This is a genomic window from Hymenobacter nitidus (genome assembly GCF_020447315.1).
Lineage (GTDB): Bacteria > Bacteroidota > Bacteroidia > Cytophagales > Hymenobacteraceae > Hymenobacter > Hymenobacter nitidus.
In genome coordinates this window covers 165,461-190,576 of the sequence record NZ_JAJADQ010000005.1, presented here as the reverse complement: position 1 = coordinate 190,576, position 25,116 = coordinate 165,461, and the positions used below count along the sequence as shown (strand labels likewise).

Genomic DNA, 25,116 nt, shown 5'->3' with positions numbered 1-25,116 from the left:
CAAGAAGGCGGCCTGCTCCTGGCACCGTCGTTGTCCTCTGACTTATGGAAATTACCCTTACCACGCCCGCTCTGCTTTTTCCGGCGCTGTCGTTGCTACTGCTGGCTTATACCAACCGCTTTATGACGCTGGCCACCATCGTGCGCACGCTCAAATCGCAGTACGAAACTACCCACAGTGCCCACCTGATCAAGCAGATTCACAACCTGCGCCGCCGGCTGCTCATCGTGCGCAATATGCAGGCCGTGGGCGTCGGAGCCATGTTCGGCTGCGTGCTGTCCATGTTTTTGCTGTACGCGGGCTTCACCACGGCGGGCCATCTGGTGTTCGGCGCCAGCCTCATCGGCCTGCTGATTTCACTGGCTATGTCGCTGTGGGAAATCCAGATTTCGGTGGATGCCCTGCAGATTGAGCTCAATGACATGCAGCAAAGTGAGGAGCAGCGGCTGGCTACTGATGTGCGCCACACCTAAACCTGAGCCGCCGAAACCCATAAGAAACTGGCAGGAACGCTGATTCGCGTTGCCCAGCCGGTTTCTCGGGGCTTGCCGGTAGCTAGTTGCCTTGCTGGGCCGGGGTGTCCTTTTCGCGAATCTGGTACAGCACGCTCTCGGCCACTCCACGCCCAAACAGGCAGATACCCGCGTTGAAGACGCCCAGCGCCACCGTGCCCGCGCCGACCCACTGCGCTGTCGGGGCGCCCTCCTGCTTGAGCGCCGTGGCCCACTGCACCAGGCAGGTACCAAAGCCGATAACCATCAGCCCGGAAGGGGCAAAAACCAGCCATTTTTTCTTGTGTGTCATTCGTCCAAAAAGTTAGGGTGAACTAAGAAGCATTTTTTGCCTGCCAGGAGCAAAACCGACGGTCAGGGCCTAAAGTTGGCCTCTGCTGGCCGCGAGGCCGGTTCTCATCTCCTGCAATCGTACCTTTGCCCCCTGAGGTTACAGCCTGTAGCCCAAGCCAGACGTTTAATTTGGCCGCCGGTCCGGTTTCGGGCCCGGGTGGTCCTTCTTTTCAGCCTCTTCTTATGAGCAATAGTTTGTACGAGCAGCTTCTGCGCGAAGCCTTCCGCACCGAAGCCGAAGCCGCGCAGTACCTTACTCCCACTGAGCTTTCCGCCTACAAAACCTTCGAGCAGGCTCCCAAGCCCGACATTGCCTTTCGCTTCGAGCGGGTGCGGCTGGCCGTGGCCATGTCCATTCTGAAGCTGCTGGCCGACTTGGGCGACCATGAGGAAAGCCGCCAGGTAATGACTGTGCTGCACCGGGCTCTGAAGGCCAAGTCGGTGGGGGAAATTGACGCCACGATTACCAAGGACGCCAAGCTGTTTGAGAAGCTCTATACCAACCTGTACGTGAATGAGGATGGCGAACAGCTGCTCAACCTGTTTGAGCGCACCCTCGACGCCGATACCAAAGCCCTGATGGAAGAAGTGATTCAGGATGCGCTGCGGGTGGCCCGGGAACTGGATTTCAGCCAGAACGAGGACGACGACGACGAAGCATAAGGCCCACGCCCGGCCCAAAACAGCACAGCCAAGGGTCTTTGCCTATTTTGCCGGCCGAATGCAGTAGCTTTCCTGCCCGGGCGTGCCGCACTGCTCCCAGGGCCACCATCGTCCCGATTGGTTTTGCTTGCCGCTCCTGCCTACCTTTAACCCCCATGGCCTCTGGCCATCATCTTCCAGCGCTTCCGCGGCTTTTCTCTTTGCCTGAATGTCTACACCTACTATTCATTACCTGACTACCGAAGCCGACGTGCAGCAAGCTGCCAGCGCCCTGCAAGCCGCCCGGCGCCTGGCCGTCGACCTGGAGTTCGACGATATGCGCCACCGCTACGGCCGCAACCTAGCCCTGATTCAGATCTTCGACGGCCAGGTAGTCTACCTCATCGACCCTATTCCACTCACCAACCCGGCCCAGGAGCTCGAACCCATCTGGGCTCTGCTGCGCGACCCCGCCGTGGAGAAGGTGTTCCACAGCTGCAAGTCCGATATTCTGCTGCTCGATGAGCTCTACGGGGTGCACGTGCGCAATATCCTTGACACCAGCGTGCAGTATACCCTGCTGGGCGAGTCAGACAACAACATCTCCCTGGGCCGCCTGATTCAGGCCGAGCTGGGCCTGGAAGTCGACAAGGGTGAGCAGAAGTCGAACTGGCTGAAGCGCCCCCTGACTGAAGCCCAGAAAGTGTACGCCGCCAACGACGTACTCTACCTCTTTGAGCTGGCCGACCGCCTGCGCGCCAAGTTGGCCGAGCTGGGCCGTACCGAGTGGGCCGAGCAGGAAAATGCAGCCCTGGAGGAAGTGCGCTACACCCGCGACGACCGGCCCTACCTGCGCATCGCGGGCAAATACCGCATTATGCCCGGCGAGCTGCCTCTGTTCCGCGACCTGTACATGCTACGCGACCAGGTAGCGCGCCAGCTCGACAAGCCGCCGTATATGGTGTTTGCCAACGACCGGCTCTCGGAGTTGGTGCGCGCCACCCCGCGCGACGCCAACGACTGGAAAAATACCCGCGGCCTGCACCCTGAGCTGAAGCGTGCCCCTTACCTGGACCAGCTGGCGGCTCTTTCGCCCGACAACTTCGTGCCGGTGCCCGAGCCGGCCGCTACCGGCGAGCAGCGCCGCTTCCCGTTCCGCCGCCGCCTCAGCGGTGAAAAGGCCGCCAAAGCCGATGCCCGTGAGCAGCTGCTTACCCAGCTTAAAGGCCTCATCACGGCCGATGTCAACGTGTACGTAGCCAACCTGGTGCTGTCCAACCGCCTCGTAGCCGACATCATCGAGCTGGGCGCCGACCAGGTACTGCGCCCCTGGCAGAAAACGATTCTGCAGGAAGCCTGCCAGCGCCACGGCCTCGACTACGCCCAGATTGCCACCCCTTTTGATGCCGCTGCCTAACGTTGTTTTACCGTCTACAAATAAGTGAGCCGCTCTGTACAGAGCGGCTCACTTGTTTTGCACTACTTCCGACTAATTAAACCTGTCGAGTAGCCGGAGACATCTCACGGGCAATACTACTGTCAGACTGAGCGTAGCCGAAGCAGGACTATCTGCTCGCTAATGAGCGTTCTGAAACTGCGCTTCCTCCGTGGAGCCTACCAGCGCCGAGGTGCTGGCTTTGCCCGCCGACACCACGCTCTGTACGGCGTCGAAGTAGCCGGTGCCCACGAATGACTGGTGCTTCACGGCCTTGAAACCATGTTTCTGGAGGGCAAACTCCCGCTCCTGCAGCTCCGAGTAGCCAGCCATGCCCCGCTCCCGGTAAGCCTGGGCCAGCTCAAACATGCTGGTGTTGAGCGCGTGGAAACCAGCCAGGGTGATAAACTGGAACTTGAAGCCCAGCGCGGCCAGCTCCTCACGGAAGGTTTCCATCTGCTCCACGCTCAGCTTGGAAGCCCAATTGAACGAAGGGGAGCAGTTATAGGCCAGCAACTTGCCGGGAAACTGGGCATGAATGCCTTCGGCAAAGGCGCGGGCCTGCTCCAGGTCGGGGTGGGAGGTTTCCATCCACAGCAGGTCGGCGTAGGGGGCGTAGGCCAGGCCGCGGGCAATGCATGACTCCACCCCGGGCCGCACGCGGTAGAAGCCTTCGTTGGTTCGCTCTTCGTCGCTCAGTACAAACGGCAGGTCCCGCTCGTCCACGTCAGAGGTAATCAGGTCGGCGGCATCGGCGTCGGTGCGAGCCACTACCAGCGTGGGCACGTTCAGCACGTCGGCAGCCAGGCGGGCCGCCACCAGCTTGTTGATGGCCTCCTGGGTGGGCACCAGCACTTTGCCGCCCAGGTGGCCGCACTTCTTGGCCGAGGAAAGCTGATCTTCGAAGTGCACACCCGCCGCGCCGGCCTCAATCATCATCTTCATCAGCTCAAACGCGTTGAGGTTACCCCCAAAACCCGCCTCCGCATCGGCCACGATGGGCACCAGCCAATGCACGTTGCCCTCTCCACTCAGGTTCTGAATCTGGTCGGCACGCAGCAGGGCGTTGTTGATGCGTTTCACCACGTTTGGCACGCTGTCGACCGGGTACAGGCTTTGGTCGGGGTACATCTGGCCGGCGCCGTTAGCATCGGCAGCCACCTGCCAGCCGCTGAGGTAAATGGCGTTCAGGCCGGCCTGCACTTCCTGCACGGCTTGGTTGCCGGTCAGCGCCCCGAGGCCGGCCACGTACTGCTCCGAGTGCAGCAGGTTCCAGAGCCGCTCGGCCCCCTGGCGGGCCAGGGAATACTCGATGCGGATAGAGTTCTGCAGCTTCACCACGTCGGCGGCGGCGTAGGGTCGCTCAATACCTTTCCAGCGCGGATTGGTGGCCCAGTCTTGCGTAATGGCGGCAATACGTTCTTGCTTGTTCATGGGAGAGAAAGTTGGGCAGGCACAGCCTGCGGGTTGAAAGAAAGGATTGGGAAGGAGGAATGTGGGAATCGGAACAAAAGGGCAAAGCGGGGCCGGGCAGACTTAAAAGCCGCTTTTGGGAAAAGGCAATAAGGAAATGGCACCCGGCTTGGCTCGGGCGGATCAGGCGGGTAGCCTACTGCTTAGAAGGCAGCAGGTCACGTATCCGGAAAACAGTGGCTGGTTAGCTGGGCAGCTGCTCGTAGGCCGGCACGGTGAGGAATTCCACGAACTTCTCACTGGTCACCAGGCCGTCGAAGAGGCGGGCGGCCTGCAGGTAGCGGCCCGTGGTATAGCGCTCCTCCCCCACCAGCGCCCGGATTTTCTCCAGCTGCTGGGGCACATAGGAACGGTACAGCTCCACGGTAATTTCGCGGCCGTCGACTAGTGTGGTGCCGGGCGTGTGCAGCCACTGCCACACCTGGGCCCGGCTGATTTCGGCCGTGGCCGCATCTTCCATTAGGTTGTAAATCGGTACGCAGCCGTTGCCGCCCAGCCAGGCTTCGATGTACTGAATGGCCACGTCGATGTTGAGTTTCAGCCCTTCTTCAGTAATAGTGCCCTGGGGCGCTTGCACCAGGTCGGCGGCCGTTACCTTCACGTCTTCGCGCTTGTTGTCAATCTGGTTGGGCTGGGGCATCAGCTCATCGAACACGGCCAGGGCCACCGGCACCAAACCCGGATGCGCCACCCAGGTACCATCGTGGCCATTTTTGGCCTCGCGCACTTTGTCCAGCCGTACTTTTTCCAGGGCGGCCTCATTAGCCTCAGGGTCGTTCTTAATCGGAATCTGGGCGGCCATACCGCCAATGGCGTGCACCCCACGGCGGTGGCAGGTCTGGATGACGAGCTGGGAATAGGCTGCCATAAAGGGCACCGTCATCGTGACCTGGGCGCGGTCGGGCAGGCGGAACTCGGGCTTCAGGCCCAGGCGTTTGATGTAGGAGAAAATGTAGTCCCAGCGGCCGCAGTTGAGGCCGGCGCTGTGCTCGCGCAGCTCATACAAGATTTCGTTCAGCTCGAAAGCGGCGGGTAGCGTTTCAATCAGCACTGTGGCCTTGATGGTGCATTTGGGCATTTTCAACGACCACTGCGCAAAGCCGAAGATGTCGTTCCAGAGCCGGGCTTCCAGGTGGCTTTCGATTTTGGGCAGGTAATAGTAGGGCGCGCTGCCGCGGCTGCACAGCTCGTGGGCGTTGTGGAAGAAGTACAGCCCGAAGTCGAACATGGAGGCGCTGATGGGCTCCCCATCGACCAGCACGTGCTTTTCGACCAGATGCCAGCCGCGGGGCCGCACCACCAGCGTGGCCGTTACGTCGTTGAGCTTGTACTCCTTGGCGGGCGTGCTCAGCGAAATAGTGCGGCGCACGGCGTCGCGCAGGTTGCGCTGACCTTCCACCACGTTGGCCCAGGTCGGCGAGTTAGAATCCTCCAGATCAGCCATAAACACCTTGGCGCCCGAGTTCAGAGCGTTGATAATCATCTTGCGCTCCACCGGCCCGGTGATTTCCACGCGGCGGTCCTGCAAGTCGGTGGGCACGGGGGCCACGGTCCAGGGCTTGTCCCGAATCATCTGGGTTTCGGGTAGGAAGTCGGGCAGCACGCCGGCCTCAAACTCCCGCTGCCGCACCTCGCGGCGCAACAGCAGTTCGCGCCGGGTGCGGTCGAAGCGGCGGTGCAGCTCGGCCACGAAGGCCAGAGCTGATGGGGTCAGGATTTCGGCAAACTCGGGCGAGTAGGCCCCCACCACTTTCACCCGCTCGGGCGTGATATAAGTGGGGGTCGAAACCAGGGTTTGGGGCTCAGCGAAAGGTGACATAAGCAGGATGGTTGTAGGAAAGCTGGAAAGGATATGACCAAACATACGCCAGCGAATTTTATAAGTCAAGCGAATATTCGCTAAAATTTACAAAAGCTTGTTTTTACCTACTTTTACCACGGTTTCGCCTCACTCTCTTTTTCTTGTAGCTGCCCCGGCTTCCCGGTTTCTGGCTGCCGAGCCTACTTCTGTACTCACCTTATGCTTAGTCACGGTCAGGTTGTCCGCTTAATTTTTGGTTTAAAGCTGCGGGAGCTGCGGCAAGAGCGCGGCTTCACCCCCGCCGAGCTGGCGCGGGCCTGCGACGTTTCGGTTTCCTACCTGAATGAGATTGAAAAGGGCAAGAAATACCCCAAAGCTGATAAAATACTGAGCCTCAGCAAGGTGCTGGAAGTAAGCTACGACCAGCTGACCTCCCTGACGCTGAGCCGCAAGCTGGAGCCGATTTCCGAGCTGCTGCAGTCGGATCTGCTCAAGGAATTCCCGCTGGAGATGTTCGGCTTGGACCCGATCCGCATCGTGGAGCTGATTTCGGACGCGCCGGCCAAGATGAATGCCTTCATCGGGACGCTGTTTGAAATAGCCCGCAACTACGAGATGCGGCAGGAGCACTTCTTTCTGGCGGCGCTGCGCTCCTACCAGGAAATGCACGACAACTACTTTGAGGAGCTGGAGCAGGACGTGCGCACTTTTATCGTGCAGGAAAAGCTGCTGGTAGCCGCGCCCTTCGCCACCCGGCAGCTGGAACGGGTGCTTACCGATAAATATGGCTATACCGTCGACCGCACCAAGCTGGGCGAATACGTCAGTCTGGGGCGGTTGCGCTCCGTATTTCAGCCCAAAACCAAGCGCCTGCTGATGCGCCCAGGCCTGAGCGGTGCCCAGGAAGCCTTTGTGCTGGGCCGCGAAATTGCTTTCAACTACCTGAACCTGCGGGAGCGGCCCTACGTGAATGCCAGCTTCCCGGTGCGCAGCTTCGATGAGGTGCTCAACAACTTCAAGGCGTCCTACTTTGCCGGGGCGCTGCTGATGGAAGAGGAAAGCCTCACCCGGGACTTTCAGAAGCTATTTGCCAGCAAGAAGTGGGACCCTACGGCGTTTCTGGACCTGATTACCAAGTATGACGTGTCGCCGGAGATGTTCATGCAGCGCATCACCAACCTGCTGCCCCGCCACTTCGGCCTGCAAAGCCTGTTCTTCCTGCGCTTCGACCAGGCCAATGCCGAGGCGGCGTTTGTGCTGACCAAGGAGCTGCACCTCTCGCGCCTGCACAACCCCCACGGCAACGAGCTGCACGAGCACTACTGCCGCCGCTGGGTGTCGTTGCGCCTGATTTCGGAGCTGCGTCAGCAACCCGCTGCCCCCATGCCCACCACGGCTATTTCGGCCCAACGCTCCCGCTACTTCGGTACCGATGATGAGTACCTGTGCCTGACCCTGGCCCGGGCCGGCGGCCCCAACGAGCCGGCCGTAAGCGTCACCGTGGGCTTGCTCTGTGATGACAACCTGCGCCAAAAGGTCACCTTCCTCGACGACCCCGCCATTCCGGTCCGCATCGTAAATGAAACCTGCGAGCGGTGCGCCATATACGACTGCGAAGTGCGGGCCGCCGCGCCCGTCGAGATTGAGCGGAAGCAGCGCACTCAGGAGTTGGAAACCGCCATTGCCACGCTGGTGAATGCGGGGTAAAAGTTGCTTTTGGCGGCTGTTTTTTGGTTTTTAGGTGCTCGTTCCCGTTAGAAGTAATCGAACGTCCTGTTGACCATCCTGAGAGTGCACCAACCTACAACCAACTGCCATGTCTTCCGCCAAAGAACAGTTTGACCGCCAGGCCCCGCACTACAATGCCCAGTGGAATACCTGGAGCGAGGCCCTGCTCCGGTGGCTACTGGAGCACGCCAGCGCGCAGCCCACCGATATTGTACTGGATGTAGCCACCGGTACGGGCTTTACGGCCCTGGCCTTCGCGCCGCTGGTACGGTCGGTGGTGGGCCTGGATGTGTCGACGGGCATGCTGGCCCAGGCCCAGAAGCGGCAGCAGGAGCTGGATGTTACCAATGTCACGTGGGTGGTTGGGGCAGCCGAGGCGCTGCCGTTTCCGGATGGCTCCTTCACCGTGGTTACCTGCCGGGTGGCGCCGCATCATTTCACCTCCGTGCCGCAGTTTCTGGCCGAAGTAGCGCGCGTGCTGCGGCCCGGCGGCCGGTTTTTGCTGGCCGATACCGCCGTGCCCGACAACGAGCCCAAGGTGAGCGAGTGGCAGAACCGCGTGGAAAAGCTGCGCGACCCTTCGCACGCCCGCAACCTCTCGCCCCAGGAATGGCGCACGGCCATCGGGGAAGCGGGCCTGTGGGTCGAGGAAATCGGGGAGCCGGAGGCCGATGCTGCCATGGGCCTGAACGACTGGCTGGACAAGGCCGGCTGCAAAGGCAACAGCGCCATTCAGGTGCGGGGCGAGTTCCGCAATGCCTCCGTCATGGCCCGACGGCAGTTCCAGATTCAGGAGGTTGCCGACGGAGACTTTACCTTTGTCTGGCGGCGGGTGGTGGCCAAAGCCACAAAGCCCTAAAACAAGCCGTAGTTTCGTATTTTGAGTGTACAGCATCCTTCCCAACCTCCTGCCCTGTGGTGGCGGGTGGCCCGGGTTTTACTTCCCGTGTTGCTGCTGGCCGGCAGCGTAGTTTTGTATAAAGCCTGGCAGCTGCTCTGGAAACCCAACGTAACGGCGTCGGCTTTCGGCCCAGCCTACCTCTACATCCGCTCGGGCTCCTCTTTTCAGGCCGTGCTCGACTCCCTGACTAGGCACGAGCTGCTGCGTGACCCGGAAACCTTCGCGCAGGTGGCCCGCTGGCGCGACTATCCGGCCCACGTGCAGCCTGGTCGCTACCTGCTTACGCCCGAACTGGGCAACTCGGCGCTGCTTGACAAGCTACGGCTGGGCCAGCAGGACACGGTGGCTTTTACCATCGACGCTTTCAAGTACAAGCCTCAACTGGTGCGCCAGGTAGCCCGCCAGCTCGAAGCCGACTCGGCCCAGCTGCGCCGGCTGCTCAACGACAACGGCCAGCTGCTGCGCCGCTACCAGCTCGATACCACGACTATTCTGACGATGTTTCTGCCGGGCCCCTACCGGTTTCTGTGGAACACCTCGGCCACGCAGTTTCTGGACTCGGCGGCGGCCATGCACCACCGATTCTGGACTGCGGAGCGGCGGCGTCAGGCCGATTCGCTGAAGCTGACGCCTACCCAGGTACATGTGCTGGCCAGTATTGTACAGCGCGAAACCTCAGAGCCCACCGACAAGCCCATCATTGCGGGCGTATACCTGAACCGGCTGCGCACGGGCATGCGCCTGCAGGCCGACCCCACCTTGCTCTGGGCCATCGGCAACTTCGGGGTGAAGCGCGTGCTGAATAAGGATAAGCTCGTGGACTCGCCCTACAACACCTACAAACACAAAGGCCTGCCGCCAGGGCCCATCACCTCGGCCAACCGCTCCAGCCTGAATGCCGTGCTGAAACCCGCGGCTCACCAGTACTATTTCTTCTGTGCCCGCCCCGACCGGAGCGGCTTCTCCGACTTCGCCGAAACCTACGCCCAGCACAAGCGCAACGCCCGCAAATACCAGCGCACGTTGGATAGCCTGAAGATTCTGCGGTAAATTCTTGTTTACCAATTACATATTAGCTCGATTTATTTACCTGAATATTTTTACCAATTTATCAGCAACAATATCATACACCTTATCCAGCTTATCATATTCAGTATCTATCTCATTTTTATGCTTTACAATAGTAATATCATCAGCCAAATGGATTGCATACAATGGAAACGTTGAGTATTCTTTTATCATATCTCCAACGGCAGAATCCTCATCGAACAATAGTTCAAACCCTACTACCGCATCAACCTCCTTACCACGGCAATAGTCGCCAAAAAACTCAGCAAGAGAATCTAGTAAGAGCATTGGCTTTTTCGGCCATTCATAAGCCATAAACACATAACCGTCACTTCTACAGATTATTTCTATATCTATACCGTTAACTTCATACTCAACCATATAAGGATATGTTTTTTCTTCACTATCTAAATATGCGAAGTCGCGGTACTCTATTCTTTTATCATAATCCCAAAAATCCAAGCTTATACATTGAAAATAAGACGCATTAGATTTGACAAAATTTATCATCTCTGCTTCGGTCATCTGCGACTTATCGACAAAGCAATATATTTCCAGGTTACCCAGAAAAGCGAATGGGTGCAGACCAATCAGTTCTTCTATAGTGTTCATATTTATTGATTCTACTTTAAGATTTAAGTTGTAAAAAACACATTTTTCAAGTACCCACTCTGGCCACAGACTTCGGCGCAGCCGCGTCTGTCGGCCGATACACGCGGCGAGTCTCCAGACTCGCGGCACCAGCACCGGCTCCTTACCGCAGCCGATACAGCCGAAGCTGCTTTAGCTCAGGCATCTTAGCTAAACGCTGCATTTTTATCGTTTCCTCCACGCTAAGCCCCGTGTATTCGATGTGCTCCAGGTTCAGCAGCGGTGAGGTCAGCATGGGCTCCGGCCAGGCGGCTATGGGCTGCTGCCGACCCAGCGAATCAAACTGCTGCACGTTGGTTACCCGGTAGTAGTCATCCAGCAGCACATACTGAAAGCCGCGCTTGCGCAGGGCCGGCAGCTGCTTTTCGGAAGTAATGCTAACCACCGAATCCACCCCGAACGGGGCCAGGCCCAGGCCCACTGTACTCACCACCTTCGTAGCCTGGTGCTGCCGCAGCCACTGCGTTACCTGTGGGTAGCTGCTGGGCGTGTAGTCATACACTTCCTCTTTAACCTGGTACATATTGAAAGCGCAGGCCAGCAAGATTATCACCGCCAGCTGCCAGCCCGGCACCTTGCGGCGCAACGTCAGGAAAGCCAGGGTATAGAAAAGGCCATACGCCAGCAGCAGCCCCCGCGGCGCTTTCAGTAGCAACGACATGCCCGCCAGATACGCATAGGCCCACACGGCCAGATAGCGCACCAGATTGATGCGCCGCAGCTCCCGGAACAGCTCCCGCCACCACAGCAGCGGTACCAGCGCCACTCCTGCCAGCACCAGCCACGACTCGTAGCGCGCCAGAAACCACAGGTAGAAGGTTACATCCAGCTGCACGCTGCCCTGCCGGCCCGCCGCGTTGGGCGCGCCCGGAAACAGCACATTGTAGTACACCGCCGGCCACCGGTACCAGGGCAGCCCGGCCAGCACGCCCACCAGCCCAAACACCACGAATGGCGCGACCAGGATACCCAACACCCGCAGCCAGTTGCGCTGCCGCCCCAACAGTCCGTCGCGCTGTAACAGCTCGAAAACCGACAGAATGGGCAAGGTCAGGATGAACTTGTAGTTGATGCTCAGTCCCACCGCCAGCCAGACGGCCGCTACAAGCAAGGCCCGGCTGTTCGGAGTAAGCAGCCGTTGGTAATACGCCCGCAGCAGGCTCGCAAACACCAGCAGCGAGGCCGAGCCCATAGTAAAGTCGCGGCCCGAGAAGGTGAGAAACACCGAAGTACCGATAAAGAGCGTGAGCAAAGCCGTTTCCAGCGCCGTGAGGCGGGCCGCTTTCGTCACGAACCAGGCCAGGGCACCCACAGCCGCTACAGCCAGCAGGGCATTCAGGAATTGAAAGACGTGGAAGTTGGTCGTACCCCAGGCCACGGGCACGTAAAGCACCGAGAAGCCGGGGCTGCCGTGGTGAAACAGATTACGAAAGTTGCCGTGGGCTATTTCCTGCACAATCTGCCAGTTGCGCACCGAGTCGTAGTCGGGCAGGGCAGCTTCCTCCAGACGGTACAGGCGCACGGCCGCTACTGCCAGCAAGGCCAGCACCAGGAAAAGCGCGTTTTTTGTCGTCGGATTGTCGTTCTTCGTGTCGGCCATTGGGTGCGTTGCGTGCGCGGAATGCCGAGTGGCGCCGCGAAGTACGAAAAAACGGCGCGACCTTATCCTCTTTCTGTTTTCCGCTCCTACCCCGTATGCGAGTAGTTATCCAGCGCGTTAGCGAAGCCAGCGTCACCGTCGAGGGGCGCATCACTGGCCAGATTGGCCCCGGCCTGCTGGTACTGGCCGGTTTTACCCCTGACGACAACCTAAAATCCCTCGACTGGATAGCCCGCAAGCTGGTACAGTTGCGCATCTTCGGCGACGAGGAAGGCAAGATGAACCGCAGCGTGCAGGACATCCAGGGCCAGGTGCTGGTCGTAAGCCAGTTTACGCTGCTCGCCGATGCCCGCAAAGGCAACCGGCCCAGCTACACCGGGGCTGCCCCGCCCCCCGTCGCCATTCCGCTCTACCAGCAGTTTGTGGCCCTGCTCGAAACGCTACTGGGCCAGCCCGTACCCACCGGCGAGTTTGGCGCCGACATGCAGGTGCACCTCCTCAACGACGGCCCCGTCACTATCGTCCTTGATTCGCCGGAAGGAGCTCAAGGATAAGCGAGTGTGAGGGCAATATGTCATTGCTTCGTACTGCGCAAAGACACGTTTCCCTTTTCTGCCCTTCTACTCCCATACCCTTTCACCCTTTTGCCTACACATCATGACCATCGAGGAAGCCCAAAAAACCGTCGACACCTGGATTCAGACCACCGGCGTGCGGTATTTCAATGAGCTGACCAACATGGCCATGCTCACGGAGGAAGTGGGCGAAGTAGCCCGCATCATTGCCCGGCAGTACGGGGAGCAGTCTTTCAAGGCCTCTGACCGTGACAAGGTGCTGGCCGACGAGCTGGCCGACGTGCTGTTCGTCGTTATTTGCCTGGCCAACCAAACCGGCGTGAACCTGACTGAGGCCCTACAGCGCAACCTGGAGAAGAAAACCCTGCGCGACGCCGACCGTCACCAGCAAAACGAGAAGCTGCGCTAACCCATCCGACAGACTTAAGCGCTGGCCGAAACAGTTTCAATAGTGCTCGAAAGCCCCCCTAGGCGCGCGCAAAGGATTCGTGAGGCACCTGTAGAATTTCGAGTGGCATCGGCGCGGCTTTTGGCGAGCCGCCTATGCGTGAGCCACCAGCCGCTTCTCTTGCCAGATGGGCAGTATATCGTGCGTATCGAGCTGGATACAGTACTCAAAGTCCTTGTTAGCTTCCAGCCCGTTCAGCCGCCGCACGTGCGCCGACTGTAGTAGGTAACTGGCCAGGTCCGCCTGGGCCTGCTGCCACAGGTGGTGGGCCGCCAGGGTCGCGTCGCTGCCGACGGTATCAAAATCGGCTGCCAGCCGCTCGGCCAGAGCGCCGCCAAAGAGCGTGTCTTCTAGATTGAACATGCCTTTCCAGCCGGCGCACACCACCACCACATCTTTGCCCTGGGCCCGCACAAACCGCGCTACGGCTTCCAGGTTCAGGAAAGCACCCACCACCACGGCATCAGCCGCCAATGACAAGTGCAGGGCCCGGGTGCCGTTGGTAGTCGTAATGGCCACGCCCCGGCCCTGCACCGGCAGCACGCCGTCGAGGTAGCCGAAAGGCGAGTTGCCCAAGTCGAAGCCTTCGGCCTGCCGCCCGTCGCGCTCAGCGGCCGTCAGGTAGCCCTGCGCGGCCATGGCCCGGCAGTCGTCCAGCTCGCTGAAGGGCACGATGTGCGAAACGCCGGCGGCCAGTGCCGTTACAATCGAAGAAGTGGCCCGCAGAATATCAACGACCACCGCCACTTTTCCCCGCAACGCATACAACGGCAACAACTCCGGACTAAAGCAAATATCGAGTGAGGGCATTTTCTAAGAATATGAATACAAAAAGAGCGTCATGCTTCATCTGGCGGACGCCCGATGAAGCATGACGCTGAAATCAAAAAAGCCAACAGGGCCGCTTACGCCTCTTCCGTGCCTTTCACGAAGGGCAGCTTCACTACCGTAGCGGGGAAGTTCTTACCGCGGACCTGCACGAAAATCTGGCTGCCGGGCGTGCTGAACTCGGTTTTCACGTAGCCCAGGCCGATGCCCTTGCTCAAAGAAGGCGACTGGGTGCCGGAAGTAACCTCTCCGATTTTCTCGCCGGCCTCGTTCACCAGCTCGTAGTGGCTGCGCGGAATACCGGGACCGTCCATCAAAAACGCCACCAGCTTGCGCGTTACGCCCTGCTCCTTCTGGGCCTTCAGGCTGGCCGAGTTGGTGAACTCCTTGGTGAACTTGGTAATCCAGCCCAGGCCCGCTTCCAGCGGCGAGGTGGTGTCGTCAATATCGTTGCCGTAGAGCGAGAAACCCATTTCCAGGCGCAGCGTGTCGCGGGCCCCCAGGCCGATGGGCTTCAAACCAAACGGCTGGCCGGCTGCCATAATCTTGTCCCACACTTGCTGGGCGTGCTCGTTGGGAATATACAGCTCGAAGCCGCCTGCACCGGTATAGCCCGTAGCCGAGATGATGACGTTGGGTGCCCCGGCAAACGTGCCCTGCACGAATGAGTAGTACGGGATGCTACTTAGGTCCGTATCGGTCAGGCTCTGCAGGGCTTCGGCGGCCTTGGGTCCCTGCACCGCAAACAGGCTGGTCTGGTCGGAAATGTTTTCCATGTCGGCGCCGCCCGTGTTAAACTGGCTAATCCAGTTCCAGTCCTTGTCGATGTTGGAGGCGTTTACCACCAGCATGTAGTCTTCATCGGCCAGCTTATACACCAAAAGGTCGTCTACGATGCCGCCTTCCTGGTTGGGCAGGCATGAATACTGGGCTTTGCCGTCGGTGAGCTTACTGGCATCGTTGCTGGTCACGCGCTGAATCAGGTCGAGGGCCTGGGGGCCGCGCACCCGGAACTCGCCCATGTGCGATACGTCGAACATCCCCACGGCCCGCCGCACGGTGCGGTGCTCGTCGAGGTCGGAAGAGTAGCGCACGGGCATGTTGTAGCCGGCAAAGGGGACCATTTTGGCACCTAGCTGCTGGTGCACGTCATTCAGGACAACGGTTTTGAGTTCTTCGGCCATGGGGCGGGTTGGGAGGTAGTGAAAAGGTTTTGCGAAGGTTCCGGAGAAAGGACCGGGCGAAATTAGCCATTTCCACCGGCCGGACCGTACAGCCTCAACCATTGCGGCTCACTTCTATCTTTGCCACGGGGCTGTGGCAGCCTTATTTTCGGGGCCGGCTTACTGGCGGCCCTTTCCTTCAGTGTGCCTGCGCAGGGCAATTATCTATGGATTTAAATCTTAAACAGGACTTCGAAACGGCTATGCTCAAACACCTGCTGTTCAAGTCCAAGCTCCGGTCCTTCCTCTACGGCAGCGCCCTGGCCGAAGGGCCCGCCCGCGACCCGGACCAGTGCAGCCTCGGTATCTGGATTACGGAGCGCCGTCGCAGCGCGTGGGGCCACGTGCCCGAATGGGCCGCTCTCGACCGGGCCCACCGCCAAGTGCATCAGCAAGCCAACGAGCTAATGGATATGTACCTGCAGGGCTTCACCGAGCAGGCCCGCGAAGGCCTGAGCGACCTGCTGCCCCTCACCGACCGAATCACGCAACTGCTGCAAACTATCCAGGACAAGCTGCGTACGCCTCGCTAATTGCACCACTTTGTCAGTAGCTGCCCTGCATGAAGCTCAAGCTTTCTACCAAACTATTTGCGGGCTTCCTGGTCATTTCGGCCCTGTTTGCCACTGTGGTGTTCGTCAACTACCAGCTCTCGCGCCAGGTGCTGCGCAACTCCGAGCGGGTACAGGCTTCCCAGCTTATCACGGCCGAAACCTCGGCGCTGTTTCGCAACATCATCGACATGGAATCGGGCTTTCGGGGCTACATGCTTATCGGGAGCGAGGCCGTGTTGCAGCCCTACTATAAAGGAGAGCAGGAGCTGCTGAGCCGTTTTACCCAGCTGCGCAGCCAGATCGACGCCGACGACCCGCAGTACGCCCGCATTGCGCGCACCCAGCGCCTCTACCAGCAGTGGTCGGCCTACTCCCACCTGTTGATCAGCGAAAAGCGGGAAGCCCGCCGCCGCGACCCCAACCAGATTGCCATGGAGGGCATGGAGCACCGTACCCTGGCCGAAAGCCTGACCGGCAAGCAGATCATGGACCAGATCCGGGTGCTGTTTGCCGGCTTCGAGCGCACCGAGCTGATTGAGCGCGAAAAAGTACGGCAGAAGCTGGAGGACAGCATCCGGCAGACGCGCATGATTTCCATTATTGTGACGGTGCTGGCCATTGGCATTGGGTTGCTGTGGGCCTCCTACATCACCCGCCTCATTGCCCGCCGCATCGATATGATGGTGGGCCTCTCTACCCAGATTGCCACCGGCGACTACAACACCCGCATTCAGGACACTGACCAGGACGAGCTGACGGAGCTGGCCGACTCGCTCAACGTAATGGCCCGCACCATCGACTCGACTATTACGCAGCTGGAGCGCCGCAACCAGGAGCTCGACCAGTTTGCCTACGTGGTGTCGCACGATTTGAAAGCGCCGCTCCGGGGCATTGAAAGCGCCTCGCGCTGGATTGAGGAAGACATGGGCGACAACGTGCCCGACCACATCCGGGAGTTTCTCATGCTGATGCGCGCCCGGGTACACCGCATGGAAAACCTGATCAGCGGCATTCTGGACCTGGCCCGCATCGGGCGCACCAAGCAGGCCGATGAGCGCATCAACGTGCGGGAGCTGCTCAACGAAATCGTGGACTCCCTGGCGCCCCCGCCCGGCTTTCGGGTAGAGCTGCCCTCCTACCTGCCCACCATGGTGTCCAACCGCGTGCAGCTGCAGCAGGTATTCAGCAACCTGATCAGCAACGCGCTGAAGTATCACGACCACCCCGAAAACGGGCTGGTGCGCATCGGCTGCCGCGAAGACCGGCAGCAGTACACCTTCACCGTGTCCGACAACGGCCCCGGCATCGACCCGGAATACCACGAGCGGATATTCGTCATTTTTCAGACCCTGGTGGAGCGCGATACGCTGGAAAGCACGGGAGTAGGGCTGGCAATTGTCAAGAAAATTGTGGAGCGCCAGGGCGGCACCATCCACGTTGAATCGACAGAAGGACAGGGGGCTAGCTTCATCTTTACCTGGCCTAAGGAACGGGCTGTGCACGCCGAGCGCCGGACGGCCGCCCTACAAACCCCACCCAAAACCGTCTGAATATCGTCTTTCCCGTATAGAGGGTAGTTTTTGACTTGTCTTTCCCTCACTCATATGTCGACCGACGCTTTTGCCCCCAGCATTCTTCTTGTTGAAGACGACCAGATGGACATTATGAACGTGCAGCGCGAACTGCGTAAGCACGATATCAACGTGCCGCTTCACATTGCCAAAAATGGCCGGGAAGCCCTGCACCTGCTTCGTGGCGAGGGTGGCCAGAACCCAATAAGTAAGCCCAGCGTGGTGATGCTCGACATCAATATGCCCCGCATGAACGGCCTGGAACTCCTGGACACCCTGCGCTCCGACCCCGAGTTCGTGGGCCTGAACGTATTCATCATGACGACTTCCGACCTGGAAACGGACCGCCTGAAAGCCCGCGACCTAGCCGTGAGCGGCTACATCATCAAGCCCCTGAACTTCGATAAGTTCGGGGAAGGCGGCTCCACCGTCGACGGCTTCAGCCTCTTCCTGGACCTGCTTCGTCTGAAGGATTAAGTTGTGTCATTGCGAGGCACCGAGCAATCTGTCCTCCGCTGGTGCCCCCCCCCTTTTACCAGAAAGCCCCTTACTACCGCCGTAGCAAGGGGCTTTCTATTTTAGAAGGTTGAGCACATTTCAGAGGCCGGGTTGCTTGCTCGTGCCTCCTCGCCAGGGCAGGAGTTCTGCAGTAGCACCTTGCCCTATAGCAGGCGGAAGCCCATACGGTGGTGCTCAGACGGGCCATATTCCCGGATGGCGGCGCGGTGCTTTTCGGTGGGGTAGCCGGCATTTTGCTCCCACCCGTACATCGGATACTCCCGGGCCAGCTCGTGCATCCGGTCGTCGCGGAAGGTTTTGGCCAGCACCGAGGCCGCAGCAATGCTGCGGTAGCGTCCGTCGCCTTTGATAAAGCAGGTGTGCTCAATGTCGGGGTACGCCCGAAAACGGTTGCCATCCACAATGAGGTGCTCGGGGCGCTGGGCCAGCAACGCCACGGCGCGGTGCATGGCCAGATAACTGGCCTGGGCAATGTTGATGGCGGCAATTTCCGCAGTATTGGCCTCGCCCACGGCCCAGGCTATGGCTTCCCGGCATATCTCGTGTCGAATCACCTCCCGGCGCCGGGCCGTCATCAGTTTGGAGTCGTTGAGGTAGGCGGGGGCAAAATCGGGCGGCAGAATAACGGCGGCGGCGAAAACCGGTCCGGCCAGGCAGCCCCGGCCGGCTTCATCGAGGCCCGCTTCCCGCGAAAGGCCAGTGTGGGAGGCAAGCAGCATCATACCGGCGAAGGTACGGCCTCCGGCCGGCCCGGCCCAAAACCGGCGGCAAACAAAAAGGCCTCCCCGGCAGCCGCAGCAACCGGAGAGGCCCTTTTTAGAGGAGTCTTAACTTGGGTGTTGTGGGTAATGGGCAAGCTTTACTCTGAATGGGCTGCTAGTGCCGCCCGAGTTCCGGCTCGCCATTGCACCACTTTAATGGCGGCCGGCGGTAGTGCCGACATCAGGCGTGCCCGACTCGCCACGGCGGAAGCCTTGCTTGTCACGCGGTCCTTCGTCGAGGGCCGCGTCTTCGTCGGTGCTAACGTATTCGTTGGTAATCGGGCCAAGACCACCCGTATTCTGGATTAATTCGGCTTCGGCTTGAGCGTGTTTCAGGTTAAACAAAGGGTCTCCGGGCTGGGCCTGAGCGGACTGATTTTTGGGTTGATTTGCCATAAAAATATCCGGGGCCGACTGGGATGTAAACAGTCGGTTTCTGCTTGGTACGCGGCCCGTAGTGTCGGGGTTGGCCGGAAGCGGCTTATGGTGCCTATAAGATTTTGGCTTCAGGCACCCGAGCCGTATGGGCACAAAAAAAGCCGCTGCTCTTGGCAACGGCTCTTTATTTTGCAATGACCGGCAGAAATTCATCCACCCTACTCCTTAGCCCGGTCAGAGCACACAAACAGAGACTTCCTTTCCACAACCTCTGTTTGTGCTGGTTCCTTTCTACGACAAAACTACTTGCTCTCAGACATTTATTGCGCCGTTTTTTGTCAAACGAGGGTTCTCACCCGACTAACCCAGCTTGCAGCCCGACGGACAACAAAGGCGCTTTTCGGCTACTTCCGAAATTGTACCTTTGCCATGTCAAGCCTTTTTACTTACGCCTGCTTTTATGAGCCATATTCCTTCTCCCGACTTTGATGAAACCCATAATCCGTGGCAGGTGCTCAGCTCGGAAGTGACGTATCAGAACCCCTGGATTCGGGTTCGGGAAGACCAGGTTATCAACCCCAAGGGCGGCCGGGGCATTTATGGGGTCGTTACGATGAAGAATAAGGCCCTGGGCATTATCCCGGTGGATGCCGACGGCAACACGTGGCTGGTAGGCCAGTACCGCTACCCCTTGAATGAGTACTCCTGGGAAATTCCGATGGGCGGCGGCCCGGTAGAATTGGACATTCTCGAATCGGCGCAGCGTGAGCTGAAGGAGGAAACCGGCTTTACGGCCCGCCGCTGGACCAATATTGCCCGCCTGCACACCTCCAACTCCGTCACGGATGAGGAAGGCTTCGTGTTTTTGGCTGAGGAGCTGGAAGCCGGCGACGTGGAGCCCGAAGAAACCGAAGATTTGCGCCTCTGGAAGCTGCCCCTGACCGAAGCAGTGGCCATGGTGATGGATAACCGCATCACGGACGCCATCAGCGTGGCCGGGCTGCTGAAAGCGGAACGCATCCTCAACGCCCGCCGGGGGTAAATCGGCCCGAGCCGGCCAGCCCGTAGGGCATTGGCTGGCCGCTTCTAAGTTTCTGTCTCGTATTTTTGCGGTATGGGTCGACTGTTGCGTTATATCTGGCACCGCATCTACACCACGTGGAGCACGTTCTGGTTTGTGCTGCCCTTTTTTGTCACCTACCCCATTCAGGTAGTGCTGGGGCGGCGCCCGTCCCTGCACAAGTACCTGCACGGCATCAACCGGGGCTGGTCCACTTTCGCCATCCGGATGTGGGGCATGCCGGTTGACATCGTGCGCAAGAACCCACTGCCCAAGTCCCAGCCCTGCATCTACGTTTCCAACCACAGCTCCTACATCGACATTCCGGTCCTGTTCAAGGCCATTCCGGGCTTTCTGAACATCATCGGCAAAAGCGCCTTGGCCAATGTACCGCTCTGGGGTCCGGTGTTCGGCAGCGTTTACATCACCGTGAACCGCAACAGCGCCGTGAGCCGGGGCCGGGCCATGGTGCAGGCCAAGCAAAGCCTGGAGGCGGGCCGCTCGGTGGTCATTTTCCCGGAAGGCACCATTTCCAAGAAGCCCGGCGAGGAGATGGTACCCTTCAAGGACGGCGCCTTCCAGCTGGCTATTGCTACCGGCGTGCCCATCGTGCCGGTTTCGATGCCCCTGAACCACCGCTTCATGCCCGATGTTGGTGGTATCCGGGTGCGCTACACGCCGCTGCAGGTCGTGATTCACGAGCCCATCTTCACCCAGGGCCTGACCAGCGCCGACGTGCCCCGGCTCCGGGACCAGGCTTTTCGTACTATTGCCAGCGCCTTCCGCCCCGAAGCCGCCGGTATTCCGGAGCCCTCGCTCGTGCGGCCCAAGCCCCAGGCCTCTGCGGAAGCAGGGGCTACCTCCACCCCGGCTACGCCCCCAAACGCGGAGCTGGGGTTGCCTAATTCGTAATCTGAACTTCTTATTTTCTCTTTCCGTGAGCACCGATTTATCAACCCTGCGCAAACTGGCCCATCTTTCCCGCCTCGAATTTGACGCCACCAAAGAGCAGCAGATGCTGGGCGACCTGAACAAAATTCTGGATTGGGTAGCGCAGCTGAGCGAGCTGGACACGACCAACGTGGAGCCGCTGGTGCATTTGTCGCACGAAATCAACGTGCTGCGGCCCGATGAGGCCCGCAACTCCGTGAGCCACCAGGAAGGCCTGCGCAACGCCCCGCGCAAGGATTCCGACTACTTCCGCGTGCCTAAAGTGCTGGAATAACCTTTTCCCTTGGCCCTTCTTCTTTCGTCTCCGCGCTCCACTGGCTGGCGCAGCGTCCTGTGGGCGCTGGGTTTGGCGGCCGGTATTTCCGTCGGCCTGGCCGTCTATTACTACTTCACTGGCAACGACTTCACGCTGCGGGTTCAGGAAATAGCTCAGCTCAAGCCCGTGCCTACGGTGCTGCGGCAGGTGCGTATCGGCCTCGATGAGCTGCCGGTGCGCGCAAACGGCTACCTCGTTACGGAAACCCACGACGTCACCGGCCCTTTCGTGCGGCCTGATGCCGCAGCTCTGCTGCTGGGCTTGGTGGCTTTCTGCCTGGTTTTTTACCTGGCCGTCATCAGCCGCCTGCCCCGCTTTTCTTTCGTGGCCGGCATGGCTTTGCTGATCTTTTTCCTGATGTCGTTGAATGCCGACCTGCTGGGCATTTTCGACTCGCGCGAGCAGTATTTCCTAGTGCTGACGCTGCTGGCCCTGGCTGTGCCCGCTTACGTGTTTCACGCCTTCTGGACGGACGTTTCCTTTGGCTACCGCCTGCTGACTTTTGCCCTGCTAGTAGCGGGGCTGAGCACCCTGCTGTTTCTGCGCAGCGACAATCCGGCCGATACCACGGCGCTGCACCTGGTGAGCTATGCCACGAGCAGCGGCGCCGTAGTGCTGGCCTTGCTGGTGCTCTGGCTCGGGGTTGAGAATATTTTTGGGTTGCTCTGGTTTAATACCCAGGCCGAAAACCCCGGCAGCCGCTTCGGGTTGCTGCCGTTTTTGCTGGTCAGCAGCCTCTACCTGGGCACGCTGCTGATGTACTACTGGAACAACGGGGAGTTGCTCATTCTCCCCGGCGTGCACCTCGACCCGCTGGTGCTGCTACTGCCCGCTCTCATTATTAGTTGGCTGAACCTGCCGCGCCGTGCCGCTAGCTTCGGCCAGTGGGTGCCCCTGGCTTCGGCCCAGGTGCTGCTCTTACTCTTGGTTACGTTGGCCGCGGGCTTTCTGGGCTTTGCCTTTGCTACGGCTAACGACCCGCTGCTGGCCGCCGCCCGCGACTTCACGGGCCTGGCCTTGCTGGCCGTAGGCGCGGCGTTCCTGCTGTACCTGCTGTTCAACTTCGTTACCCTAATCCGACAAAAGCTGCGCGTGTTTCGGGTAGTATATGAGCCCCGCCGCCTGCCTTTTTACATTGTATATGTAGTAGGCATCGGCAGCATCATTGCCGTGGAGATGCGCAACAACTTTTACGTCGTGGACCGGGTGCAGGCGGGCTACTTCAACAACGTGGGCGACCTGACCCGGCTGCAAAGCGAGGAGCAACCCAACGGCGACGGGCTGGCCCTGCTGGCGGAACGCTACTATGCCGAGAGCGACATGCTGGACCAGCACAACCACCGCGCCAGTATGGGCCGGGCGGCGCTTTACCATTTCCGGTCCCAGCGGCAAAACGAGATTAATGCCTTGCGGCGGGCCCTAGACCGGGCGCCGTCGGAGAAGATTTCCCTCCGCCTGGCTGCGCTATACAACGAGCCCGGCGACTTTTTCGACCGGCTTCAGGTACTGCGCCAGGGCATCAAGCATACGCCCCGCAGTGCGCGCTTGGCCAACGACCTGGCCCAGCTTTACACCCGCTCGGCCCTGACCGACTCGGTAGAGTATTACCTGCAGCAGGCCGAAGCCCTGGCGCCTAACAGCTCGGTGGTCCGGGCCAATCGGCTGGCTTTTCTGCTGCAAACCCAGCAGGGCGAAGCAGCCCGCAAGTTTATTCAGGAGCAACCAAAAGAGGTCAGCCCAGCCTGGGCCAGCAACGTGTCGTTGCTCAACCTGCTCAGCGGCGCTCCTGAACTGCCGCAGCCGGCCACTCCCCCTTCTCCGGTTTTATCAACGGCCGATTTTGCCCGGCTCTACCACGACGGCCTGCGCCGGGCGGCCCTCGGCGACACGAGTCAGCTGCAACTGCTGACGCGCCTGGCCCAGCAGCCCGAAAACAACCCCTATTTTGATCAGCTAACTTTCCTGCGCGCCCTGACCCAGAACTATGGCGGGCAGGTAGTGGGTGCCCAAACCACGCTGCTGCCCCTTACGACCGGCAACTCAGCGGGCAGTGCCTACTACCAGAACTTGTGGGGGCTGTGGCTGCTGGAGCAAGGCCTCTACTCCCCGGCCTCTGCCCACTTTGCCGCTGCCAACCGGAACGGCTACGCGGAAGCAGCCTTATTTCGGGCCTACGCCCAGGCCCTGCAGAATCAGCCCGATTCGGCGCGGGTGTCCGCGGGCCGCGCTGTGGCTGACCAAACGTTTGGCACCAGTCGCCGGGCCCGCCGGGTAGTATCCGTTCTGAACCTGGATTTTAGCAGCCAGTACGCTGCCGCACCCGATTCGGTGAAAGCGCAGTATCTGGTACTGCGGGGTGGCACGCTCAACCCCGAAAGCCTGATTCCGAGAGCAGCGGCGCTGGGCACTCCGGCTTCGCGTGAGGCGGCCCTGCTGGCCCAAATTCCGCGGGCGGTGCAGGCCGGGCGGCTAGCCGAAGCCCAGCAAGCCGTGGAGCTGTTTGGCCCCAAAGCTGCCGTCAAAACCGAATCGGCTTCGGCCTGGAACGTGCTACGTGGGCAGATCTACTTACGCAGCCAACAGCGCGCCCCTTTACAGCAGCTGCTGCAAGCGGGCTACTTCAGCCGGCAGCACCAGCCCCAGCGGCTCTACTATCAGGCGGCACTGGCAGCATTGGAAGGCAAAAAGCCCCGCGCTACCCAGCTGTTTGCCCAGGTTGTGCGGGAGGCGCCGTTCTTGGAGGAAGCAGTGTTGGCCGCCGCCGACTTCTACCTGAGCCAGCAGCAGGATATGCCGGCCTACAATGCCCTGCTGAAAGGCCTGGAGTATAATCCCGAGTCGGTAGCACTGCTTAAAGCCTACACTCTGGCCGCTATTCCGGCCGGATTAAGCGAATACGCCAGTGCTTCCCTGGAAAAACTGCGCCCGTTGCTTTCCCCGGCGGAATACAGTACCTTTCTTTCAAAGTACAACGCGCAGCGGGCCACTCAGGCGGCTACCGCTACCCCCTGGAACTAACCGAGCGGCCTATGCTACCCCCAGTAATCGAAACGCACGACATTGCGAAGGAATACCAAATGGGCACCGAGCTCATTCAGGCGCTACGGTCTGTCACCATCACTATTCAGCGCGGCGAGTACGTTGCCTTCATGGGTCCTTCGGGCTCGGGCAAATCCACGCTGATGAACATCGTGGGCTGCCTCGACACGCCGACGCGGGGCAATTATATCCTGAACGGCAAGGACGTGAGCCGCATGACGGATAACCAGCTGGCCGAGGTGCGCAACAAGGAAATCGGGTTCGTTTTCCAGACGTTTAACCTGCTGCCCCGCGCTACTTCCCTCGACAATGTGGCTCTGCCGCTGATTTATGCCGGCTACAGCAAAAGCCAACGGGAAGAAAAAGCCATGCTAGCCCTCAAAAGCGTCGGCCTCGACACCCGCGCCAAGCACCGGCCCAATGAGCTTAGCGGCGGCCAGCGCCAGCGCGTGGCCATTGCCCGGGCCCTGGTCAACGACCCCAGTATTATCCTGGCCGATGAGCCCACGGGTAACCTCGACACCAAGACCAGCTACGAAATCATGGACTTGTTTGAGGCGCTCTACGTGAAGGGAAATACCATCATTATGGTAACCCACGAGGAAGATATTGCCCGCTACGCCCACCGCATCGTGCGCCTGCGCGACGGGCTGGTAGAGTCGGATAACATCAATACCGACATTGCCAACCACCACGAGCAGCTAACCTCGCCGCGCTGAGCAACCGACATAGAGCTGACTATTTTGTTT

General features: G+C 59.9%; 25 protein-coding genes. 16 read left to right on the top strand and 9 right to left on the bottom strand.

The window, feature by feature from the left end; all coding sequences use genetic code 11:
- The first annotated feature begins 44 nt into the window (after window positions 1-44).
- A complete protein-coding gene (locus LGH70_RS11385) occupies window positions 45-473 on the top strand; it encodes a DUF2721 domain-containing protein (protein ID WP_226185627.1) in 429 nt (142 codons plus the stop codon).
- Between the two features lie 82 nt (window positions 474-555).
- On the opposite strand, the gene LGH70_RS11380 is transcribed toward LGH70_RS11385, so the two are convergent.
- A complete protein-coding gene (locus LGH70_RS11380; protein WP_226185626.1) occupies window positions 556-804 on the bottom strand; it encodes a hypothetical protein in 249 nt (82 codons plus the stop codon).
- Window positions 805-1,028: 224 nt separating this feature from the next.
- Between LGH70_RS11380 and LGH70_RS11375 the strand changes: the two genes are divergently transcribed.
- Both LGH70_RS11375 and LGH70_RS11370 read left to right on the top strand, forming a co-directional pair.
- Entirely contained in the window at window positions 1,029-1,508 is a 480-nt protein-coding gene (locus LGH70_RS11375; protein WP_226185624.1) for a hypothetical protein, read from the top strand.
- Between the two features lie 208 nt (window positions 1,509-1,716).
- Window positions 1,717-2,904 carry a ribonuclease D gene (locus LGH70_RS11370; RefSeq protein ID WP_226185622.1) on the top strand — a complete coding sequence of 396 codons (1,188 nt, stop codon included), beginning with the start codon at window positions 1,717-1,719 and terminating at the stop codon, window positions 2,902-2,904.
- A gap of 159 nt (window positions 2,905-3,063) precedes the next feature.
- On the opposite strand, the gene aceA is transcribed toward LGH70_RS11370, so the two are convergent.
- The gene (gene aceA, locus LGH70_RS11365; protein WP_226185620.1) at window positions 3,064-4,356 is read right to left on the bottom strand and encodes an isocitrate lyase; all 1,293 of its coding nucleotides are present in this window, start codon (window positions 4,354-4,356) and stop codon (window positions 3,064-3,066) included.
- Between the two features lie 223 nt (window positions 4,357-4,579).
- Complete coding sequence (gene aceB, locus LGH70_RS11360; RefSeq protein WP_226185618.1) at window positions 4,580-6,214, bottom strand: malate synthase A; 1,635 nt, start codon at window positions 6,212-6,214, stop codon at window positions 4,580-4,582.
- 201 nt (window positions 6,215-6,415) lie between these two features.
- Between aceB and LGH70_RS11355 the strand changes: the two genes are divergently transcribed.
- From LGH70_RS11355 to mltG, 3 genes are all read left to right on the top strand, one after another.
- The gene (locus tag LGH70_RS11355; protein WP_226185616.1) at window positions 6,416-7,903 is read left to right on the top strand and encodes a helix-turn-helix domain-containing protein; all 1,488 of its coding nucleotides are present in this window, start codon (window positions 6,416-6,418) and stop codon (window positions 7,901-7,903) included.
- A 109-nt stretch (window positions 7,904-8,012) separates the two neighbouring features.
- Window positions 8,013-8,783, top strand: coding sequence for a class I SAM-dependent methyltransferase (locus LGH70_RS11350; RefSeq protein ID WP_226185614.1), 771 nt, complete (start codon window positions 8,013-8,015; stop codon window positions 8,781-8,783).
- 21 nt (window positions 8,784-8,804) lie between these two features.
- A complete protein-coding gene (gene mltG / locus LGH70_RS11345; RefSeq protein WP_226185612.1) occupies window positions 8,805-9,875 on the top strand; it encodes an endolytic transglycosylase MltG in 1,071 nt (356 codons plus the stop codon).
- Between the two features lie 36 nt (window positions 9,876-9,911).
- On the opposite strand, the gene LGH70_RS11340 is transcribed toward mltG, so the two are convergent.
- Both LGH70_RS11340 and LGH70_RS11335 read right to left on the bottom strand, forming a co-directional pair.
- Window positions 9,912-10,505 (bottom strand): hypothetical protein, encoded by a 594-nt coding sequence (locus LGH70_RS11340; protein WP_226185610.1) that lies wholly within the window; start codon window positions 10,503-10,505, stop codon window positions 9,912-9,914.
- 142 nt (window positions 10,506-10,647) lie between these two features.
- Window positions 10,648-12,144 (bottom strand): hypothetical protein, encoded by a 1,497-nt coding sequence (locus LGH70_RS11335; RefSeq protein WP_226185608.1) that lies wholly within the window; start codon window positions 12,142-12,144, stop codon window positions 10,648-10,650.
- A gap of 95 nt (window positions 12,145-12,239) precedes the next feature.
- Here LGH70_RS11335 and dtd point away from each other — a divergent pair, with 95 nt between their 5' ends.
- Together dtd and LGH70_RS11325 are read left to right on the top strand one after the other, a co-directional pair.
- Window positions 12,240-12,698 (top strand): D-aminoacyl-tRNA deacylase, encoded by a 459-nt coding sequence (gene dtd / locus LGH70_RS11330; protein ID WP_226185606.1) that lies wholly within the window; start codon window positions 12,240-12,242, stop codon window positions 12,696-12,698.
- Between the two features lie 103 nt (window positions 12,699-12,801).
- Window positions 12,802-13,128, top strand: a complete 327-nt coding sequence (locus LGH70_RS11325; protein WP_226185603.1) for a nucleotide pyrophosphohydrolase — start codon at window positions 12,802-12,804, stop codon at window positions 13,126-13,128.
- 132 nt (window positions 13,129-13,260) lie between these two features.
- On the opposite strand, the gene LGH70_RS11320 is transcribed toward LGH70_RS11325, so the two are convergent.
- Complete coding sequence (locus tag LGH70_RS11320) at window positions 13,261-13,977, bottom strand: 2-phosphosulfolactate phosphatase (RefSeq protein WP_226185601.1); 717 nt, start codon at window positions 13,975-13,977, stop codon at window positions 13,261-13,263.
- Window positions 13,978-14,072: 95 nt separating this feature from the next.
- Window positions 14,073-15,179: a glycine cleavage system aminomethyltransferase GcvT gene (gene gcvT / locus LGH70_RS11315; protein WP_226185599.1), complete on the bottom strand. Its 1,107-nt coding sequence runs from the start codon at window positions 15,177-15,179 to the stop codon at window positions 14,073-14,075.
- Between the two features lie 206 nt (window positions 15,180-15,385).
- On the opposite strand from gcvT, the gene LGH70_RS11310 reads away from it, so the two are divergent.
- Genes LGH70_RS11310 through LGH70_RS11300 form a run of 3 tightly spaced genes read left to right on the top strand, consistent with a single transcriptional unit; the run spans window position 15,386 to window position 17,820 of the window.
- Window positions 15,386-15,751: a CZB domain-containing protein gene (locus LGH70_RS11310; protein WP_226185597.1), complete on the top strand. Its 366-nt coding sequence runs from the start codon at window positions 15,386-15,388 to the stop codon at window positions 15,749-15,751.
- Window positions 15,752-15,780: 29 nt separating this feature from the next.
- On the top strand, window positions 15,781-17,322 hold the full coding sequence (locus tag LGH70_RS11305; protein ID WP_226185595.1) for a sensor histidine kinase: 1,542 nt from the start codon (window positions 15,781-15,783) through the stop codon (window positions 17,320-17,322).
- Window positions 17,323-17,376: 54 nt separating this feature from the next.
- Window positions 17,377-17,820 (top strand): response regulator, encoded by a 444-nt coding sequence (locus LGH70_RS11300; RefSeq protein WP_226185593.1) that lies wholly within the window; start codon window positions 17,377-17,379, stop codon window positions 17,818-17,820.
- A gap of 185 nt (window positions 17,821-18,005) precedes the next feature.
- On the opposite strand, the gene rnhB is transcribed toward LGH70_RS11300, so the two are convergent.
- Window positions 18,006-18,581, bottom strand: a complete 576-nt coding sequence (gene rnhB / locus LGH70_RS11295; protein WP_226185954.1) for a ribonuclease HII — start codon at window positions 18,579-18,581, stop codon at window positions 18,006-18,008.
- Between the two features lie 195 nt (window positions 18,582-18,776).
- Window positions 18,777-18,968, bottom strand: coding sequence for a hypothetical protein (locus LGH70_RS11290; RefSeq protein ID WP_226185588.1), 192 nt, complete (start codon window positions 18,966-18,968; stop codon window positions 18,777-18,779).
- Window positions 18,969-19,461: 493 nt separating this feature from the next.
- Between LGH70_RS11290 and LGH70_RS11285 the strand changes: the two genes are divergently transcribed.
- The 5 genes from LGH70_RS11285 to LGH70_RS11265 all read left to right on the top strand — a co-directional run bounded on the left by LGH70_RS11285 (window position 19,462) and on the right by LGH70_RS11265 (window position 25,086).
- The gene (locus tag LGH70_RS11285) at window positions 19,462-20,043 is read left to right on the top strand and encodes an NUDIX domain-containing protein (protein ID WP_226185587.1); all 582 of its coding nucleotides are present in this window, start codon (window positions 19,462-19,464) and stop codon (window positions 20,041-20,043) included.
- Window positions 20,044-20,115: 72 nt separating this feature from the next.
- Entirely contained in the window at window positions 20,116-20,973 is an 858-nt protein-coding gene (locus tag LGH70_RS11280; RefSeq protein WP_226185586.1) for a lysophospholipid acyltransferase family protein, read from the top strand.
- 25 nt (window positions 20,974-20,998) lie between these two features.
- Window positions 20,999-21,286: an Asp-tRNA(Asn)/Glu-tRNA(Gln) amidotransferase subunit GatC gene (gene gatC, locus LGH70_RS11275; RefSeq protein ID WP_135397914.1), complete on the top strand. Its 288-nt coding sequence runs from the start codon at window positions 20,999-21,001 to the stop codon at window positions 21,284-21,286.
- A gap of 9 nt (window positions 21,287-21,295) precedes the next feature.
- Window positions 21,296-24,346: a tetratricopeptide repeat protein gene (locus LGH70_RS11270; RefSeq protein ID WP_226185585.1), complete on the top strand. Its 3,051-nt coding sequence runs from the start codon at window positions 21,296-21,298 to the stop codon at window positions 24,344-24,346.
- Between the two features lie 11 nt (window positions 24,347-24,357).
- Window positions 24,358-25,086 carry an ABC transporter ATP-binding protein gene (locus LGH70_RS11265; protein ID WP_226185584.1) on the top strand — a complete coding sequence of 243 codons (729 nt, stop codon included), beginning with the start codon at window positions 24,358-24,360 and terminating at the stop codon, window positions 25,084-25,086.
- Window positions 25,087-25,116 lie beyond the last annotated feature (30 nt).

Bases quoted from the DNA above. Each gene is read 5' to 3' on its own strand.
- dtd (WP_226185606.1), top strand. From the start codon at position 12,240: ATGCGAGTAGTTATCCAGCGCGTTAGCGAAGCCAGCGTCACCGTCGAG.
- rnhB (WP_226185954.1), bottom strand. From the start codon at position 18,581: ATGCTGCTTGCCTCCCACACTGGCCTTTCGCGGGAAGCGGGCCTCGAT.
- LGH70_RS11305 (WP_226185595.1), top strand. From the start codon at position 15,781: ATGAAGCTCAAGCTTTCTACCAAACTATTTGCGGGCTTCCTGGTCATT.
- LGH70_RS11385 (WP_226185627.1), top strand. From the start codon at position 45: ATGGAAATTACCCTTACCACGCCCGCTCTGCTTTTTCCGGCGCTGTCG.
- LGH70_RS11380 (WP_226185626.1), bottom strand. From the start codon at position 804: ATGACACACAAGAAAAAATGGCTGGTTTTTGCCCCTTCCGGGCTGATG.
- LGH70_RS11375 (WP_226185624.1), top strand. From the start codon at position 1,029: ATGAGCAATAGTTTGTACGAGCAGCTTCTGCGCGAAGCCTTCCGCACC.
- gcvT (WP_226185599.1), bottom strand. From the start codon at position 15,179: ATGGCCGAAGAACTCAAAACCGTTGTCCTGAATGACGTGCACCAGCAG.
- LGH70_RS11310 (WP_226185597.1), top strand. From the start codon at position 15,386: ATGGATTTAAATCTTAAACAGGACTTCGAAACGGCTATGCTCAAACAC.
- LGH70_RS11280 (WP_226185586.1), top strand. From the start codon at position 20,116: ATGGGTCGACTGTTGCGTTATATCTGGCACCGCATCTACACCACGTGG.
- LGH70_RS11340 (WP_226185610.1), bottom strand. From the start codon at position 10,505: ATGAACACTATAGAAGAACTGATTGGTCTGCACCCATTCGCTTTTCTG.
- LGH70_RS11320 (WP_226185601.1), bottom strand. From the start codon at position 13,977: ATGCCCTCACTCGATATTTGCTTTAGTCCGGAGTTGTTGCCGTTGTAT.
- LGH70_RS11325 (WP_226185603.1), top strand. From the start codon at position 12,802: ATGACCATCGAGGAAGCCCAAAAAACCGTCGACACCTGGATTCAGACC.
- LGH70_RS11370 (WP_226185622.1), top strand. From the start codon at position 1,717: ATGTCTACACCTACTATTCATTACCTGACTACCGAAGCCGACGTGCAG.
- LGH70_RS11300 (WP_226185593.1), top strand. From the start codon at position 17,377: ATGTCGACCGACGCTTTTGCCCCCAGCATTCTTCTTGTTGAAGACGAC.
- aceB (WP_226185618.1), bottom strand. From the start codon at position 6,214: ATGTCACCTTTCGCTGAGCCCCAAACCCTGGTTTCGACCCCCACTTAT.
- aceA (WP_226185620.1), bottom strand. From the start codon at position 4,356: ATGAACAAGCAAGAACGTATTGCCGCCATTACGCAAGACTGGGCCACC.
- LGH70_RS11335 (WP_226185608.1), bottom strand. From the start codon at position 12,144: ATGGCCGACACGAAGAACGACAATCCGACGACAAAAAACGCGCTTTTC.
- LGH70_RS11285 (WP_226185587.1), top strand. From the start codon at position 19,462: ATGAGCCATATTCCTTCTCCCGACTTTGATGAAACCCATAATCCGTGG.
- LGH70_RS11350 (WP_226185614.1), top strand. From the start codon at position 8,013: ATGTCTTCCGCCAAAGAACAGTTTGACCGCCAGGCCCCGCACTACAAT.
- LGH70_RS11265 (WP_226185584.1), top strand. From the start codon at position 24,358: ATGCTACCCCCAGTAATCGAAACGCACGACATTGCGAAGGAATACCAA.
- LGH70_RS11355 (WP_226185616.1), top strand. From the start codon at position 6,416: ATGCTTAGTCACGGTCAGGTTGTCCGCTTAATTTTTGGTTTAAAGCTG.